This window comes from Enterovirga sp. (assembly GCF_028290205.1).
Taxonomy (GTDB): domain Bacteria; phylum Pseudomonadota; class Alphaproteobacteria; order Rhizobiales; family Beijerinckiaceae; genus Enterovirga.
This window is the reverse complement of sequence record NZ_JAQGKF010000211.1, coordinates 1-16,048: the sequence shown is the minus strand read 5'-3', so window position 1 is coordinate 16,048 and position 16,048 is coordinate 1. Positions and strand designations below refer to the sequence as shown.

Here is a 16,048-nt window from a genome sequence, read left to right as displayed (position 1 = left end):
CCTGCGCCGGGTTATAGAGCAAACCTTAACCTTGGCCGTTCAGGCTTCTCAAACCATGTCCGACCTGCGATCCGCCATGCCGCGTTCTGTCTGGCTCTGTGCCGTGTTCCTGCCGCTTGCCCTGTCGGGCGCAGCGCTGGCCCAGCCGAAGCCCAAGGGAGATGCCAAACCGGCAAGCTCCAAGGAGGAGAAGCCGGGCGGCGCGACGCTGGTCGCGACCTTCGGCGATTGGGGCGCCTACACGGCCCAGTCTGGCCGCTCCAAGATCTGCTACGCGCTGTCCGAGCCGAAATCCCGGTCGCCAGCCAATCTCAAGGACACCAAGGCCTACCTGTTCGTGTCCTTTCGGCCCGCCGACAAGGTCCGCAACGAGGTGGCGGCCGTCCTGAATTTCGCCACCAAGGACGACGGCCCGGCCACGCTGGCCATCGGCTCCACGCAATACGAGCTGGTCACCAAGGGCAAGAACGCCTGGGTCAAGGATGCCGCGGACGAGGCGCAGGCCATCGCCACCATGTCGAAGGGCACCACCATGACGCTGCAGGCCACCTCGGCCCGCGGCAACAAGACCACCGACCGCTACTCGCTGGCCGGTTTCGCCCAGGCTCTCGAGCGCGCCAAGCGCGATTGTCCCTGACCCCACCACGTCGCGGCGGCTCGGGCCTGCTTGCCGGCCCGGACGGGCTCGGGCAGAGAGGCGCGTCTGCGGAGCGGGCCTGAGAGAATGAAGAACGTCAAGGAGTTCGTCTGGCCCTTGATCGGCTTCGCGGCCGTGATCGTGTCGGGCTGGCTGTTGTACAACGAGCTGCGGGGGCTCTCGCTCGCGGATGTGTGGGCCAGCCTGTCGTCGATCCCGCCGCAGCGCTACGGGCTGGCGGTGCTGGCGACGCTTGTCGCCTATGGGGCGCTGGCCTGGTACGACCGGATCGCCCTGCTGCACCTCGGCGTCACGCACGTGTCGTGGCTGTTCGTGTCGCTCTGCTCGTTCACGACCTACGCGCTGTCCCACAACATCGGGGCGTCGGTCTTTTCCGGCGCGCTGGTGCGCTACCGCGCCTATACCTCCAAGGGCCTCTCGGCCGCGCAGGTCGCGGTGCTGGTCGCGCTCTGCTCCTTCACCTTCGGCCTCGGCACCATCCTGCTCGCCGGCGTCGTGTTCACCCTCCAGCCGGAGCTGCTGGAACGGGTGCATGACCGGGTGCCGCCGGCCCTCGCCAATCCGACCGCGGCGCGCGTCTTCGGCGTGGTCTGTCTGGCCTTCGTGGCGCTCTACGTGATCGGGTCGCTGCTCCGGCTGCGGCCCATGACGATCCGCCGCTTCAAGATCGCCTATCCGGCGCCGCCGGTCATGCTGCGCCAGCTCGTGGCCGCGCCGCTGGAGCTGCTTGGGGCGGCCGGCATCATCTATTTCGCCCTGCCGGAGGCCAGCAATCCGGGGTTCCTGATCGTGCTCGGGGCGTTTCTGGCCTCGTTCTCGGCGGCGCTGGTCAGCCACGCGCCGGGCGGGCTCGGTGTGCTGGAGCTGATCTTCGTCGCCATGATGCCGGACGTGCCCAAGGCCGACGTGATCGCGGCCCTCCTGGTGTTCCGGCTGTTCTACCTCCTGATCCCCTTCGCGGTCGCGGTGGTGATCGTGCTCCTGTTCGAGAGGGCCCGGTTGGCCAAGGCCTGGCGCGAACGCATGCCGGCCACCATCCCGCCGGTGCCGCCGCCGGCCCCGTAGGGTCATGACCCTGCGGGCGGGAGCGCGGCGTCTCGGCTTCGGCCTGTCCACGCTCCTCGGCCTGCGGGCCCGAGGCTTCTTCATCCCCTACCGCTACGCGGCCGGGGTCGCGGCAAAGCCCTATCCGGCGCTGGAGCCGCTGTTTCGCGCTGCCGAGGCGGACAGTTTTGCCCTCGTGGACGCCATCGACCGGTACGGGCCCGAGCTCCGGGCCGTGCGGGACGGGCCCGGGCCGGCCCGGTTCGGGCAGAGCTGGTTCCCCCGCCTGGACGCCGCGGCGGCCTATGCCACGGTGCGGAGCACCCGGCCGGCCCAGATTCTCGAGATCGGGTCCGGCCATTCGACCCGCTTCCTCGCCCGGGCGGTCGCGGATGGCGGGCTCGCGACCGAGATCACGGCGGTCGACCCCGCGCCCCGGGCCTCGCTCGCCGGGCTTGCGGTCCGGCACGAGCGGCGGCTGTTCGGGGCCGCCGACCGCGACCGGGTAGCGGCCCTTGGATCCGGCGACATCCTGTTCGTGGATTCCAGCCACGTCGCCATGCCGGGAACGGACGTGGACTGCATTCTGGGCGACGTGCTGCCGCGGCTGGCGCCGGGCGTCCTCGTGCATTGGCACGACATCTTCCTGCCCGACCCCTATCCGGCCGGGTGGGCCTGGCGCGGCTACAACGAGCAGATCGCGGTCGCGGCCCTGCTCCAGGGCGGCTACGAGCTGCTGTTCGCGAGCCGCTGGCTCGCCACCCGGCATCCGGGCCGCCTGGCGCGCGGGATCCTGGCCGAGCTGCCGCACCCCGACGGCGCCCCAGAGACGAGCCTGTGGCTGCGCAAGCTGCGCTGACCCGCGACCCGGACGCGCCTTGACACCCCCGGGGACCGGCCGATGATGCCCGCATGATCCGGCATGCCGCCCCGTTGCTGGCCCTCGCGGTCGCGCTCGCCGCCCCGGCGGCCTCGGCTCAGACGCGCCCGCCGGAGGGGCCGAGACCCGGCCCTGAGGCACCCCGCACGCCGGCCTCCACCCTGGACGACCTCTTCACCCGGCTTGCCGACAGCAAGGACGAGGACGAGGCGAACGGCATCGCGGCCCTGATCCAGCGTCGCTTCGCCCGCTCGGGCAGCGACACGGCCGACCTCCTGATGGAGCGCGCCGGCACAGCCCTGAAGGCGCAGGACGCGGCGCTCGCGGTCGAGCTGCTCGACCGGGTGACCCAGCTCAAGCCGGATTGGGCGGAGGCGTGGAGCCGCCGGGCCGCCGCCTTTCACGGGCTCGACGACCCGGGCCAGGCCATGCAGGATCTGCAGCGGGCCCTGGCCCGCGAGCCCCGCCACTTCACCGCCTGGGTGGCGCTGGGCCATCTCGAATTCGCCAGCGGCGACAAGCGCCGCGCGCTGCTCGCCTACCGGCAGGCCCTCCGCATCCACCCGCATCTCGGGGCCGTGAAGGGCATCGTGGACCGGCTCGCGCCGGATATCGAGGGGCGCGACCTCTAGGCCGCGCCGCCCCGTTCGGCCTCGCTCAGAGGCCGCCCATGCAGAGGTACTTCACCTCGAGGAAGTCCTCGATGCCGTAGCGCGAGCCCTCCCGGCCGAGGCCGCTCTCCTTGACGCCGCCGAACGGGGCGACCTCGGTCGAGATGATGCCCTCGTTGATGCCGACGATCCCGGTCTCGAGCGCCTCGGCCACGCGCCAGACCCGGCCGATGTCGCGGCTGTAGAAATAGGCCGCGAGGCCGAAGGGCGTGTCGTTGGCGAGCGCAATGGCCTCCTCCTCGGTGTGGAAGCGGAAGATGGGCGCCACCGGGCCGAAGGTCTCCTCGCGGAAGAGCTTCATGTCAGGCGTGGTGTCGGCCAGGATGGTCGGCTCGAAGAAGTTCTGGCCGGCGCCGTGGCGCTTGCCGCCGGCCACGATGCGGGCTCCCTTCTCCAGGGCGTCCGAGACGTGCTCCTCCACCTTGGCCACGGCCTTGGCGTCGATCAGCGGGCCGAGGGTGGTGCCCTCCTTGAAGCCGTCGGCCACCTTCATGCCGGACACGGCTTCCGCGAGCCGGGCCACGAAGCGGTCGTAGATGCCGTCCTGGACCAGGATGCGGTTGGCGCAGACGCAGGTCTGGCCGGCGTTGCGGTACTTGGACGCCATGGCGCCCTTCACGGCCGGTTCGAGGTCGGCGTCGTCGAAGACGATGAAGGGGGCGTTGCCGCCGAGCTCCATGGAGGTCTTCTTGACCGTCCGGGCGCATTGCTCGAGCAGCAGCTTGCCGATCTCGGTCGAGCCCGTGAAGGTGAGCTTCCGGACCGTCGGGTTCTCGGTCATCTCGCCGCCGATCTCGCCCGCCGAGCCGGTGACGCAGGAGAGGACGCCCTTGGGCACGCCGGCCCGCTCCGCCAGTTCGCACAGCGCCAGCGCCGAATAGGGCGTCTGGCTGGCCGGCTTCAGCACCATGGTGCAGCCTGCCGCCAGCGCCGGGCCCGCCTTGCGGGTGATCATGGCGGCCGGGAAATTCCAGGGCGTGATCGCCGCGCAGACCCCGATCGGCTGCTTGATCACGATGATGCGTTTGTCGGTGCCGTGCGCCGGGATGACGTCGCCGTAGACGCGCTTGCCCTCCTCGCCGAACCACTCGATGAACGAGGCCGCATAGGCGATCTCGCCCTTGGCCTCCGTCAGGGGCTTGCCCTGCTCGGCCGTCATGATGGCGGCGAGGTCGTCCTGGTTGGCGATCAGGAGGTCGAACCAGCGCCGCAGGATTTGGGCCCGCTCCTTGGCGGTCTTGGACCGCCAGGCCGGCAGCGCCGCATCGGCCGCCTCGATCGCCCGGCGTGTCTCGGCCCTGCCCAGCTTGGGCACGGTGCCCAGGATCTCACCGGTGGACGGATTGTCGACCTCGATCGTGCCGCCGCCATCGGCGTCGATCCAGGCGCCGTCCACGTAGCATTGCTGCCGGAACAGAGAGGGATCCTTGAGCGCGCGAATTCCCGATTTCACGTCCATGTAGGTCATGCTGGATCCTCCCTTTGGAGGGTCCATACCATGTCCGGGCGGGCCGCGCCTCCCGCCCGCGCGCGGGTCAGTACTTCACGCTGATGACATCCGACCGGTGCGACCAGCTGGCCCAGGTCGGCTCCGGCGGCGTGTTGTAGAGGAGGCCGCGGCCGATATAGGCCTCGCGATAGCCCACCACGGCCACCGGGACCGGGGGCGCGAAGCCCGCATTCGGGGAGGCGCCGCCCGCACCCGGGTAGTAGCGCGGCTCGGCGCCGTAGACCGGACCGCCGGCCACGGCGAAACGGTCGAATCGATGAACTCGTGCGGCTCGTCGGGCCGTCGGCAGCGGGCGGTAGGCCGGCAGGGCGGCCCGCATCGGGACGGCGGCCGACGGGGGCCCGAGGCGCACCCTCTTCGCGTCAACCGGCGGGGCATCTGCCAGGGCCGGGACGGAGGCGGCGAGCGTGGCGAGGACGAGACCGATCGGCAGTTTCATGGCGCGCTTCCCGCACAGGCAGGTGCACAGAATGTCTGGGCCGTGTTGCCAGCCGGTTTCCGTAAACCCTACCGCGAGCTGAACGGCGGACGTGGTTAACCGGGCGTTATCGGCCGAGCACGCCAGGGTTGCGATGACGTATGGCTGGCATGCGCAGGAGGCGAGGAACCTTGGCGGCGAGGTTCGGTTGAGTCGCGTCCGTGAGTTCGCGAGTCCGGAGCACCTGCATGGTCCAGGCCGAATCAGGCGAGGCCGAACGCGTCGTCGACCCGCGCGAGGCGGCTGCGGCCGCCGGCCTGAGCTACGTGTCGGACCACAAGCCGGGCATCCGGCGCCGCAAGGCCGGCAAGGGCTTCGTGTATCTCGACCGCGACGGCCGGCGCATCACCGACGAGGCGACGCTCTCCCGCATCCGCAAGCTCGCGATCCCGCCGGCCTATTCGGATGTCTGGATCTGCCCGAACCCGAACGGGCATATCCAGGCGACGGGGCGCGACGCCAAGGGCCGCAAGCAGTACCGCTACCATCCGGGCTTCCGCGAGATGCGGGACTCCACGAAATATGAGCACATGCTCGATTTCGCGCGCGGCCTGCCCGAGATCCGCAAGACCATCACCCGGCACATGGCCCTGAAGGGCCTGCCCCGGGAGAAGGTGCTGGCGACGGTCGTGTATTTGCTGGAAAACACGCTGATCCGGGTCGGCAACGACGACTACGCGCTGCAGAACCGCAGCTATGGTCTGACCACGCTGAAGAACCGCCACGTCAAGGTGGAGGGTTCGGAGCTGCGGTTCCGGTTCAAGGGCAAGAGCGGCAAGGAGTGGAACCTTGCGCTCCGGGACCGCCGCATCGCCAAGATCGTCCGGGATTGCCAGGAGATCCCGGGCCAGGAGCTCTTCCAGTACGTCGATGACGACGGCCAGCGGCGCGACGTCACCTCCTCAGACGTCAACACGTACCTGCGCGAGATCACCGGCCGCGACATCACGGCCAAGGACTTTCGCACCTGGGCCGGCACGGTGCTGGCCGCTATCGCGCTGCAGGAGTTCGAGACCTTCGATTCCGACGCCCGGGCCAAGAAGAACGTCCGGGCGGCCATTGAGCGGGTGGCCGGCCGGCTCGGCAACACACCGACCATCTGCCGCAAGTGCTATGTCCACCCGGAGGTGGTGCATTCCTACCTGCAGGGCGAGATGCTGCTCGAGGTGAAGCAGCAGGTCGAAGACGAGCTGCGGAGCCATCTCGGCGGATTGAAGCCGGAAGAGGCGGCCGTCCTGTCGCTGCTCGAAGGGCGGCTCTCGCGGGACCTTGCGGAGACCTTGCGGGCCTCCGCGGCCGCGGCGTGAGGCGGCCCGCCGGCGGTTCGGCGCCGGGGGGCGCAGGGTGAGAGCGATGCTGCGCAGAGCGACCCTCGGCCTTCTCGCCACGTGGCTGTGCCTGGCCGGGCTGCCGGCCCGGGCCGGCGGACCGGAGGTGGATCTGGCGCTGGTGCTCGCGGTCGACGTGTCGTGGTCCATGGATCCCGAGGAGCAGGATCTGCAGAAGCAGGGCTTCATCGAAGCGTTCCGGTCGCCCGAGGTGCACGAGGCGATCCGCCGGGGCCTGCTCGGCCGCGTCGCGGTCACCTATTTCGAATGGGCAAGCGCGTCGCACCAGGACCTGGTTCTGCCCTGGACCGTGATCTCCGGGCCCGAAGACGCCCTCGCCGTCGCCGAGCGGCTCAGCCGCCGCCCTGCCGGCCGGGCCTATTACACCTCCATCTCGGGCGCGATCGCCTTCGGCCAGGACCTGCTGGCCCGCAGCGGCCTCGAGGCTACCCGGCAGGTGATCGACATCTCGGGCGATGGACCCAACAATGACGGCCCGGCCGTCACGGCCGCCCGGGACGCCGCGGTGGCAGCGGGCGTGGTCGTGAACGGCCTTCCCATCATGCTGAAACAGGCCGTCTCGCCCTGGGACATCGCGCATCTGGACCGCTACTACCGGGCCTGCGTGATCGGCGGCGCGGGCGCCTTTCTGGTGCCGGTGCGGGAGCGGGCTCATTTCGCGGGCGCGATCCGGACCAAGCTCGTCCGCGAGATCGCCGCTCTGCCGGGCGAGGCCCGGATCCGGCCGGCCCAGGCCGAGCCGGCGGCCGACTGCCTGATCGGCGAAGCGTTGCGCCGCCAGCGCCGGTGGAACTGACCCGCATGTTCGATCTGTCCGGCAAGGTGGCGCTCGTGACCGGGGGCAATGGCGGCATCGGGCTCGGCATGGCCCTCGGGCTGGCCCGGGCCGGCGCCGGCGTGGCGATCTGGGGCGGCGATCCGGACAAGAACCAAGCCGCCCGGGCGCAGCTTGAGGCCGAGGGCGGGCTGGTTCTGGTGCAGCGCTGCGACGTCTCGGACGAGGCCGCGGTGGAGGGCTGCATGGCCGAACTTCTGGAGCGGTTTGGACGGCTCGACGGCTGTTTCGCCAATGCCGGCCGGTCGATGCCCCGCACGCCCTTTCCGGAGATCACGGCGGAGAGCTGGCGGACCCTGATGGGCGTCAATCTCGACGGGACCTTCTTCACGCTGCGGGCCGCGTCGCGGCACATGGTGCAGCGCGCGAGGGCGGGCGACCCGGGTGGACGGCTGGTCGCCACCTCGTCCACCTCCACCATTCACGGTCCCGCCGGCGCGGTGGCCTACGGGGCCAGCAAGGGGGCGATCAGCGTGATGATGCGGGCCCTGGCCGTGGAACTCGCCCGATACGAGGTCACGGCCAACGCGCTCGTGCCGGGCTGGATCGAGACCGAGATGACGGCCGGCAAGATCGCCGAGAGCCGGTTCGCCGATGCGGTGCTGCCCCGGATCCCGCAGCGGCGCTGGGGCCGGGGCGACGACTTCGCCGGCATCGCCGTCTACCTGATGAGCGACGAGAGCCGCTACCACACCGGCGACAGCCTGGTGATCGACGGCGGCTACACCTTGTTCTGAGGGGAGGGACGGCGTTCAGGCCGCCTCGCGGGTCGGCTTGAACAGGCCGGTCGCGCGCGCGACCAGTTCGCCGTCCTCTTCGCGCGTCACCTCGGCCTCGCAGAACAGGATGGAGCGCCCGGCCTTGGTGACCCGGCCCACCCCGAGCAGCGTGCCCCGGCCGGGAGCCAGAAAGCTCACCTGCATGTCCAGGGTCATCACCGGCCGGCCGACCCGCGTGCGGCCGGCCGTGCCCATGCAGATGTCGAGAAGCGTCGCCAGCGCCCCGCCATGCGCGATGCCGATGTTGTTCTCGAGTTCGGAACGCACCGCCATGCGGAGCCGCGTCTCGCCGCCCTCGCCATGCCCGAGATCCTCGACCCCGCAATGCTCGGCGAACGGAATATGGGCGCCAAAGATCGTCATCGTCTGCACCGGCCAGGAAAGGGCTGCTCGAGAGCGGCTTGATGCGCGCCGCCGGCCGGTGTTTCAACCCGGGGCCGTTTCGGCCGCCCGAGGGTCAGCCCATGAGATTGTTCTACTCCAGCTCGTCGCCCTTCGTTCGCAAGGTGCTCGTGGTCGCGCACGAGGTCGGGCTCGCCGACCAGATCGAGATCGTGCCGGCCAAGACGACTCCCGTCGCGCCGAGCGCCGAGATCCGGGCCGCCAACCCACTGGCGCAGGTGCCGACCCTGGTCACGGACGAGGGCGTGGCGCTCTACGACAGCCGGGTCATCTGCGAATACCTGGACGGGCAGGCCGGCGGGCGGCTGTTCGGTGCCGGCGCGGCGCGCTGGCGGGCGATCACCGAACAGGCCCTCGCCGACGGCCTCCTCGGAGCCGCGCTCCTGACCCGCTACGAATCGGCGCTCAGGCCGCAGCCGCTGCGCTGGCCGGATTGGATCGGCGGCCAGATGGGCAAGGTCGCCGATGCGCTGGACCGCTTCGAGCGGGACGCCGCCAGCCTGGCGAACCGCGTCGACATCGGCACCATCACCATCGCGTGCGGCCTCAGCTATCTCGATTTCCGCTATGGTGAGCTCGGCTGGCGCGCCACCCGCCCGGCCCTCGCCCGGTGGTTCGAGGGCTTCGCCGCCCGCCCGTCCATGATCGCGACGCCCCCTGCGGGCTGACGCTCACGCGAGCCCGCCCCGCTCGGCGACCAGCGCTGCCATGGCGTCCTGGCCGCCCTCGCGATAGCCGGCCAGGACGCCGACCCGGTCCGGCTCGGGCCGGTTCTGGCTCACCTTCCACTTGCCCTCGATCCGGCTGATCGGAATCTCCACGCCGACGATGCCGCGCACCTGCCCGGCCACGAAGTCGGGCGGGGCGTCGTCCACGGCCCAGGGCACGGGCCGGGAGGCCTCGCGCAGCCGGGTGAGGTCGTGGATCTGCTGGCGCAGCCAGGCCTCGTCCTCGATCACCTGCGGGCGGCCCCAGGCGTGGACGGTGGCGTAGTTCCAGGTCGGCACCACCTTCCCGGTCTCCTGCTTGGTCGCGTACCAGGAGGGCGTCACGTAATCCTGCGGCCCCTGGAACACGACCAGGCATTCGGCCACCTCCGCCAGCTCGCGCCATTGCGGGTTAGCGCGCGCCAGATGGCAGCGCAGCGTGCCGTGCTCGGAGGCCGCGGGATCGACCAGAAACGGCACTGGGTTTGCCAGAAGCCCGGCCGGCCCCGCCGTGACGAGCAGGCCGAGCGGAAAGGCACGGATCAGGCCGTGCTGCGCCTCGACCCGGTCCTCACGAAAGGCGGGTGGCCGGTACACGGGCTCACCCTCCCGTCATGGGCGGAAAGAAGGCGACCTCGCGGGCGGCGCCGAGGGGCGTGTCCGGCTTCACGTGCACCCGGTCGACCGCAGCCCGCACCACGCCGGGATTCTCGAAGGCGTAGGCGTAATTCTCGCCGCGCCCGGCGAGCCAGCCGGCCAGATCGGCGACCGTGCGGACATCCCCGGGCGGCTCCGCCTGCTCCTCGGCGAGGCCGATCCGCTCGCGCACCCAGCTGAAATAGACGAGCTTCACCGGTCGCTCCTGCCGGAATCCTGGTCCACCATCACCGTGATCCCGGCCTTCAGGTAGTCCCACCCGGTGTAGATGGTGAGAGCGGCTGCGAGCCACAGGAGCACGAGGCCCGCCGTGGTGGTGCCGGGCAGAATCGCCTCGCCGGCCGGCCCGGCGATCAGCACGCCGATGGCCACCAGCTGCACGGCGGTTTTCCACTTGGCGACCCGGGAGACCGGCACCCCGACCTTCAGCTCGGCCAGGTATTCGCGCAGTCCCGAGACCAGCACCTCGCGGCACAGGATGACGATGGCGGCCCAGAGCGACAGGCCCGTGATGGTGCGGTGATCGGCCGCCAGCATCAGGAGGCAGGCCGCCACCAGCAGCTTGTCGGCGATCGGGTCCAGCATGCGGCCGAGCTGCGATTGCTGAGCATAGATCCGGGCGAAATAGCCGTCGAAATAATCCGTGATCGCGGCCGCGACGAAGATGGTCAGGGCCATCCAGCGCGACCACACATCCTCGGGCCAAAAGAGCAGGCCGACCACCACCGGAACGGCGAGGACGCGGCTATAGGTCAGGACGTTCGGAAGGCTGAAGGCCTGTGAGCGCCTCGGGGCTGGCGTCGCGAGCATGCCCGGACAGAGCATGGCCTCCGCCGAAGCGTCAACCGCCGTGGAAATGCTCGTACACGGTTCGGGCCGTGGCGGCGTTCACGCCAGGGGTCCGCATCAGGTCGTCCAGGGCTGCGCGCTGGATGGCTTTGAGGGTTCCGAAATGGTGCAGCAGCGCCCGCTTGCGCGAGGGGCCGATGCCGGGAATCTCGTCGAGCGGGCTCGTGGTGAGCTCACGCTTGCGCTTGGCCCGGTGCGTTCCGATGGCGAAACGGTGCGCCTCGTCCCGGAGCCGCTGCACGAAATACAGCGCCGGGTCGCGCGGCGGCAGGCGGATCGGCGACTGGTCGGGCATGAAGAAGGTTTCCCGGCCGGCGTCGCGGTCGCGACCCTTGGCCACGCCGACGAGCGGCACGTCCCGGATGCCGATCTCGGCCAGCACCGAGCGGGCGGCCTCGAGCTGACCCTTGCCGCCGTCGATGAGGACGAGGTCCGGCCAGGATGGAAAGCTGTCCGGGTCGGACGCACGGGCCGGGCGCATCGCCGCCGCCGGGGACGGGGCTTCCCCGCTCGGCTCCGGATCCGCCGTGGGCGCCGCCGCGTCGGGGAGCTCGGCCAGCGCCCGCGGCGCCTCCTTCAGCAGCCGGGCGAAGCGGCGCCGCAGCATCTCCCGCATCATGCCGTAATCGTCGCCCGGCACGAGGTCCTCGGACCGCATGTTGAAGGTCCGGTAATGGGTCTTCATGAACCCGGCAGGCCCGGCCACCACCATGGCGCCGACCGCGTTGGTGCCCATGATGTGCGAGTTGTCGTAGACCTCGATGCGGCGGGGCGGCCGGGCCAGGCCGAAGGCCGAGCCGAGCGCGGCCAGGAGCTTCGCCTGCGAACTCGTCTCGGCGAGGCGCCGGCCCAGCGCCTCCCGGGCGTTGCGGCAGGCGGCCTCGGCCAGGAGCCGGCGCTCGCCGCGTTTCGGGGCCGCGATCTCCACCTTGCGGCCGGCCTTCACGGCCAGGGCGTCGGCGAGAAGCGCCGCTTCGGGAATCTCCTCGGACAGGAGGATCGTGCGCGGCGGCGGCTTGTCGTCGTAGAACTGCGCCAGAAAGGCGGCCAGCACCTCGGCCTTGCCGTGCGAGCGGTCGGCGCGCGGAAAATAGGCCCGGTTGCCCCAGTTCTGGTGGTTGCGGAAAAAGAACACCTCCACACAGAACTGCCCGGCCTGCTCGTCCACCGCGAAGACGTCGGCTTCCTCCAACGTCTGCGTGTTGATGCCCTGGGTGGATTGCACGGCGGACAGGGCGGCCAGGCGATCGCGGTAGCGGGCCGCCCGCTCGAATTCGAGCTCGTCGGAGGCGCGCTGCATCTCGGCCGCGAGACGCTGCTTCACAGCCGAGGACCGGCCGGACAGAAAGGCGCGCCCTTCCTCGGCCAGCTCCGCGTAATCCGAGAGCGCGATCTCGCCCGTGCAGGGGCCGGAGCAGCGCTTGATCTGAAACAGCAGGCAGGGCCGAGTCCGGTTCTCGTAATAGCTGTCCGAGCAGGAGCGCAGCAGGAAGGCCCGCTGCAGGGCGTTGACCGTCCGGTTCACCGCCCAGACGCTGGCGAACGGGCCGAAATAGGCGCCCTTGCGGTTGCGGGCGCCGCGATGCTTGACGATCTGCGGCGCCTCGGAATCCGCGGTCAGCAGGATGTAGGGCAGCGACTTGTCGTCCCGCATCACCACGTTGAAGCGCGGCCGCAGCTGCTTGATGAGGTTCGCCTCGAGCAGCAGCGCCTCCGTTTCGGTCGCCGTCGTGACGAAGACCATGGCGGCGGTCTCGGCGATCATCCGGACGATGCGGTTGGAATGCCCCTGCTCGCGCACGTAGGAGCCGACCCGGGCCTTCAGCGATCGCGCCTTGCCGACATAGAGCACCTCGCCCTGCCGATCGATCATCCGGTACACGCCGGGCGAGGTCGGCAGCGTGGCCCAGAACCGCCGGATCACGGCGGCACCGGCCTCCACCATGGACGGCGTCGCTTCGAGGTCGAGTTCGACCCCCGAGCCGGCTTCCGAGAAGACCTCCTCCTCCTCCTCCCGCTCGGGCTGGGCGACCTCCGGCGGGACATCCTGGGCAGCGGCGCGACTCATGCCCGAGATGTAGGCGGCCGCCCCGCGACACGGAAGCGCCCCGCGGCCGGGCTCCGGACGGAGTTGATTCCGGCCCTCGTTGTTGTGACGCTCCGGCGACGCTGCTATGTGCCGGCCGTCACTCCGCCCTGCCAGGATCCAGCCGAGCGGACCTGCTCCTCTCGTTGCGTGAAATCGGCTCAATGAAGCTCGTTGCGGGAAACTCCAATCGGCCGCTCGCGGGCGCCATCGCGGAGTACCTGAAGATCCCGCTCGCTCGCGCTCAGGTGCGGCGCTTCGCGGACGCGGAGATTTTCGTCGAGATCGGCGAGAATGTCCGCGGCGAAGACACGTTCATCATTCAGTCGACGTCCTCGCCGACGAACGACCACCTGATGGAGCTGCTGATCATCGCCGACGCGCTGCGGCGCGCATCGGCCCGGCGCATCACGGCCGTGATCCCGTATTTCGGCTATGCCCGGCAGGACCGGAAATCGGCTGCCCGGACGCCCATCTCGGCCAAGCTCGTGGCCAATCTGATCACCCATGCGGGTGTCGACCGGGTTCTCACCCTCGACCTCCATGCGGGCCAGATCCAGGGCTTCTTCGACATCCCGACGGACAACCTGTTCGGCGCGCCGGTCATGGTCCGGGACGTCAAGGAGCGCCTGAACGACCGGCCCAAGGTCGTGGTGTCCCCCGACGTCGGCGGCGTGGTGCGGGCGCGGGCGCTGGCCAAGCGCATCGATGCCCCGCTCGCCATCGTGGACAAGCGGCGCGAGCGGCCCGGCGAGTCGGAGGTGATGAACATCATCGGCGACGTGGCCGGGCTTTCCTGCATCCTGGTCGACGACATCGTCGATTCGGGTGGGACCCTCTGCAACGCGGCCGATGCGCTGCTGGCCCAGGGCGCGGCCGACGTGCGGGCCTATATCACGCACGGCGTGCTGTCGGGCGGAGCGGTGTCCCGCATCGCCCATTCGCGGCTGCGCGAACTCGTGATCACGGATTCGATTCAGCCGACCGAGGCCGTGAAGGTCGCCAAGAACATCCGCGTCGTGTCGATCGCGCCTCTGATGGGCGAGGCCATCGGCCGCACCGCGACCGAGTCGAGCGTCTCGAGCCTGTTCGACTGAGCGTGCCGGGGGCGGTGCGGCGGCGCGCGAGCCCCGCGACGGGGCGGAGCTAGGCAGAATGGTCGCCCTCGACGAGCGCCGGGCCCTGGTCCTCTTCTCCGGCGGACAGGACTCGACCACCTGCCTGGCCTGGGCGCTGGCGCGCTTTGCCGAGGTTGAGACCGTCGGCTTCGATTACGGCCAGCGCCACCGGGTGGAGCTGGACCTGCGGCCCGGCATCCGGGACGCCCTCGGGGAGCTTCCGCTCGGGCCGGGGCGGCTCGGGCCCGACCACCTTCTGGCCATCCCGGCGCTCGGCGCGATCTCGGACACGGCGCTGACCCGCGAGGTCGAGATCGGCCTGGGCGAGAGCGGGCTGCCGACCACCTTCGTGCCGGGCCGCAACCTCGTCTTCCTGTGTTTCGCGGCCGCGCTCGCGTATCGGCGCGGCTGCCGCCACGTCGTGCTCGGCGTCTGCGAGACGGATTATTCGGGCTACCCGGATTGTCGCGACGACACCGTGAAGGCCATGCAGGTTGCCCTGAATCTCGGCCTCGAAACCCGCTTCGTGCTGCACACGCCGCTGATGTGGCGCGACAAGGCCCAGACCTTCGCGCTGGCCGAACGGCTCGGCGGCCGGCCGCTCCTGGACGTGATCCTGGCGCAGACGCAGACCTGCTACCTGGGCGACCGCAGCCAGCGGCACGATTGGGGCTATGGCTGCGGCACCTGCCCGGCCTGCCGCCTCCGAAAGGACGGCTGGCGAAGATGGCGCCAGTCCTCGGCCCGGCCCTGAACGGCCCTCTCTGTTGGATCAGTGCAACGGCGTCGTAACCCGTCCCGCATAGTCTCGGTCCACTATGGACCACCGCCCGCGCCTCCGAACTCTGCTGCTGCGCTTCAGTCGCGACCCGCGCGGCAGCGTCGCCATGATGTTCGGGCTCTTGGTGCTGCTGCTGGTCGGCCTCGCCGGGGTGGCGTTCGACTATTCCCGGATGGCGCTGGTCCAGACCAACCTGCAGCGCGCCGTGGACGCGGCGGTGCTGCTGGTGGCCCGCAACCGGGACATCATCGGCCCGCAGGGGATGCCGGACGCGCTGGCCTCAAGCTACATGCGCCGCACCTTCGACCTGGAGCAGCTGCAGAATGTCAGCGTCAAGGTCACTCTGGTCGAGGACCGCGTCAGGCTCGATGCCCGCGGCGAGATCAAGATGACCCTGTCCGCCATCCTGGGTGTCAGCAGCCGGCCGGTCAGCAGCACGGCCGAGGCGCTCTACTCGGACAGCAAGATCGAGCTCGTGCTCGTGCTCGACAATACGGGGTCCATGGGCCAGCAGAACAAGCTCGGCACCCTGAAGGCGGCCGCGCAACGGTTTCTGAGCAAGATGCAGGCGAGCACGGCCCAGCCCGACGCCGTCAAGATCGGGATCGTGCCCTTCGACACGGACGTCAATCTCGGGGCCTTGAAGACGTCGAGCTGGGTCGATGCCGCGGCCTCCGCCTTCTGGGCCAGCAACCCGTCGTTGTCCGGCTGCATCTGGGACCGGGAGCAGCCGCATGACGTGTCGGACACCCCGCCCACAGGGCCGACCACCTATTTCAGCGCCGACACGAGCCGGAGCCAGGAGTGCGACTTGGCCCCGATCATGCCACTGACCCAGGACTTCTCGGCCCTGCGCTCCGCGGTGGGCGGCATGGTGGCGAGCGGCAACACCAACACCACCATCGGGCTCGTCTGGGGCTACCACCTGCTGACCCGGTCCGAGCCGATCACCAACGCGGCCGCCGACTCGACCAGGAACGTCGCAAAGTACATCGTCTTCATGACCGACGGGGACAACACCCAGAACCGCTGGTCCCGCGGACAGACGGAGATCGACGCCCGTACCCGGCAGCTCTGCGCCAACATCAAGGCGGCCAGGATCCAGATCTTCACGGCCCGCATCATCGAGGGGAACTCGACCCTGCTGCGGGAATGCGCCAGTGCCGACGACATGTATTACGACGTGCAGGACGTGTCGCAGATCGATCCGGTCTTCACCAAGATCCACACGCTCATCACCGGAA

General features: G+C 70.1%; 18 protein-coding genes. 11 read left to right on the top strand and 7 right to left on the bottom strand.

The window, feature by feature from the left end:
• Positions 1-76: 76 nt before the first annotated feature.
• The 4 genes from JWR86_RS14475 to JWR86_RS14460 all read left to right on the top strand — a co-directional run bounded on the left by JWR86_RS14475 (position 77) and on the right by JWR86_RS14460 (position 3,214).
• Positions 77-637, top strand: a complete 561-nt coding sequence (locus JWR86_RS14475; RefSeq protein ID WP_299566838.1) for an invasion associated locus B family protein — start codon at positions 77-79, stop codon at positions 635-637.
• A gap of 87 nt (positions 638-724) precedes the next feature.
• Positions 725-1,723 carry a lysylphosphatidylglycerol synthase domain-containing protein gene (locus JWR86_RS14470; protein ID WP_299566837.1) on the top strand — a complete coding sequence of 333 codons (999 nt, stop codon included), beginning with the start codon at positions 725-727 and terminating at the stop codon, positions 1,721-1,723.
• A gap of 4 nt (positions 1,724-1,727) precedes the next feature.
• Positions 1,728-2,561, top strand: a complete 834-nt coding sequence (locus tag JWR86_RS14465) for a class I SAM-dependent methyltransferase (protein ID WP_299566835.1) — start codon at positions 1,728-1,730, stop codon at positions 2,559-2,561.
• A gap of 53 nt (positions 2,562-2,614) precedes the next feature.
• Positions 2,615-3,214, top strand: coding sequence for a hypothetical protein (locus JWR86_RS14460; protein WP_299566834.1), 600 nt, complete (start codon positions 2,615-2,617; stop codon positions 3,212-3,214).
• 25 nt (positions 3,215-3,239) lie between these two features.
• Here JWR86_RS14460 and gabD read toward each other — a convergent pair whose 3' ends face one another.
• Both gabD and JWR86_RS14450 read right to left on the bottom strand, forming a co-directional pair.
• A complete protein-coding gene (gene gabD / locus JWR86_RS14455) occupies positions 3,240-4,712 on the bottom strand; it encodes an NADP-dependent succinate-semialdehyde dehydrogenase (RefSeq protein ID WP_299566867.1) in 1,473 nt (490 codons plus the stop codon).
• Positions 4,713-4,788: 76 nt separating this feature from the next.
• On the bottom strand, positions 4,789-5,202 hold the full coding sequence (locus JWR86_RS14450; RefSeq protein ID WP_299566833.1) for a hypothetical protein: 414 nt from the start codon (positions 5,200-5,202) through the stop codon (positions 4,789-4,791).
• 227 nt (positions 5,203-5,429) lie between these two features.
• Between JWR86_RS14450 and JWR86_RS14445 the strand changes: the two genes are divergently transcribed.
• From JWR86_RS14445 to JWR86_RS14435, 3 genes are read left to right on the top strand one after another with little or no spacing between them, the layout of a single operon-like run.
• Positions 5,430-6,548, top strand: a complete 1,119-nt coding sequence (locus tag JWR86_RS14445; RefSeq protein ID WP_299566831.1) for a DNA topoisomerase IB — start codon at positions 5,430-5,432, stop codon at positions 6,546-6,548.
• Positions 6,549-6,594: 46 nt separating this feature from the next.
• Complete coding sequence (locus JWR86_RS14440) at positions 6,595-7,386, top strand: DUF1194 domain-containing protein (RefSeq protein WP_299566830.1); 792 nt, start codon at positions 6,595-6,597, stop codon at positions 7,384-7,386.
• Between the two features lie 5 nt (positions 7,387-7,391).
• Positions 7,392-8,162 carry an SDR family NAD(P)-dependent oxidoreductase gene (locus tag JWR86_RS14435; protein ID WP_299566828.1) on the top strand — a complete coding sequence of 257 codons (771 nt, stop codon included), beginning with the start codon at positions 7,392-7,394 and terminating at the stop codon, positions 8,160-8,162.
• Positions 8,163-8,177: 15 nt separating this feature from the next.
• Here the strand turns inward: JWR86_RS14435 and JWR86_RS14430 are convergent, their stop codons facing one another.
• Positions 8,178-8,567 carry a PaaI family thioesterase gene (locus tag JWR86_RS14430; RefSeq protein WP_299566826.1) on the bottom strand — a complete coding sequence of 130 codons (390 nt, stop codon included), beginning with the start codon at positions 8,565-8,567 and terminating at the stop codon, positions 8,178-8,180.
• A gap of 101 nt (positions 8,568-8,668) precedes the next feature.
• Between JWR86_RS14430 and JWR86_RS14425 the strand changes: the two genes are divergently transcribed.
• Positions 8,669-9,274, top strand: a complete 606-nt coding sequence (locus tag JWR86_RS14425; RefSeq protein WP_299566824.1) for a glutathione S-transferase — start codon at positions 8,669-8,671, stop codon at positions 9,272-9,274.
• A gap of 3 nt (positions 9,275-9,277) precedes the next feature.
• On the opposite strand, the gene JWR86_RS14420 is transcribed toward JWR86_RS14425, so the two are convergent.
• The 4 genes from JWR86_RS14420 to uvrC are packed head-to-tail and all read right to left on the bottom strand — an operon-like array spanning position 9,278 to position 12,887.
• Entirely contained in the window at positions 9,278-9,910 is a 633-nt protein-coding gene (locus JWR86_RS14420; RefSeq protein WP_299566822.1) for an FMN-binding negative transcriptional regulator, read from the bottom strand.
• Positions 9,911-9,914: 4 nt separating this feature from the next.
• Positions 9,915-10,166: a molybdopterin converting factor subunit 1 gene (gene moaD / locus JWR86_RS14415; RefSeq protein ID WP_299566820.1), complete on the bottom strand. Its 252-nt coding sequence runs from the start codon at positions 10,164-10,166 to the stop codon at positions 9,915-9,917.
• Positions 10,163-10,780 carry a CDP-diacylglycerol--glycerol-3-phosphate 3-phosphatidyltransferase gene (pgsA, locus tag JWR86_RS14410; RefSeq protein WP_299566818.1) on the bottom strand — a complete coding sequence of 206 codons (618 nt, stop codon included), beginning with the start codon at positions 10,778-10,780 and terminating at the stop codon, positions 10,163-10,165. Before pgsA ends, moaD begins: the two co-directional genes overlap by 4 nt.
• Before the next feature lie 31 nt (positions 10,781-10,811).
• Positions 10,812-12,887 (bottom strand): excinuclease ABC subunit UvrC, encoded by a 2,076-nt coding sequence (uvrC, locus tag JWR86_RS14405; protein WP_299566816.1) that lies wholly within the window; start codon positions 12,885-12,887, stop codon positions 10,812-10,814.
• Between the two features lie 182 nt (positions 12,888-13,069).
• Between uvrC and JWR86_RS14400 the strand changes: the two genes are divergently transcribed.
• From JWR86_RS14400 to JWR86_RS14390, 3 genes are all read left to right on the top strand, one after another.
• Complete coding sequence (locus JWR86_RS14400; protein WP_299566814.1) at positions 13,070-14,002, top strand: ribose-phosphate pyrophosphokinase; 933 nt, start codon at positions 13,070-13,072, stop codon at positions 14,000-14,002.
• A gap of 58 nt (positions 14,003-14,060) precedes the next feature.
• Positions 14,061-14,777, top strand: a complete 717-nt coding sequence (gene queC / locus JWR86_RS14395; RefSeq protein WP_299566812.1) for a 7-cyano-7-deazaguanine synthase QueC — start codon at positions 14,061-14,063, stop codon at positions 14,775-14,777.
• Positions 14,778-14,841: 64 nt separating this feature from the next.
• Positions 14,842-16,048, top strand: a 1,207-nt coding sequence (locus JWR86_RS14390; RefSeq protein WP_299566810.1) for a VWA domain-containing protein, incomplete at its 3' end; no start/stop codon positions are given.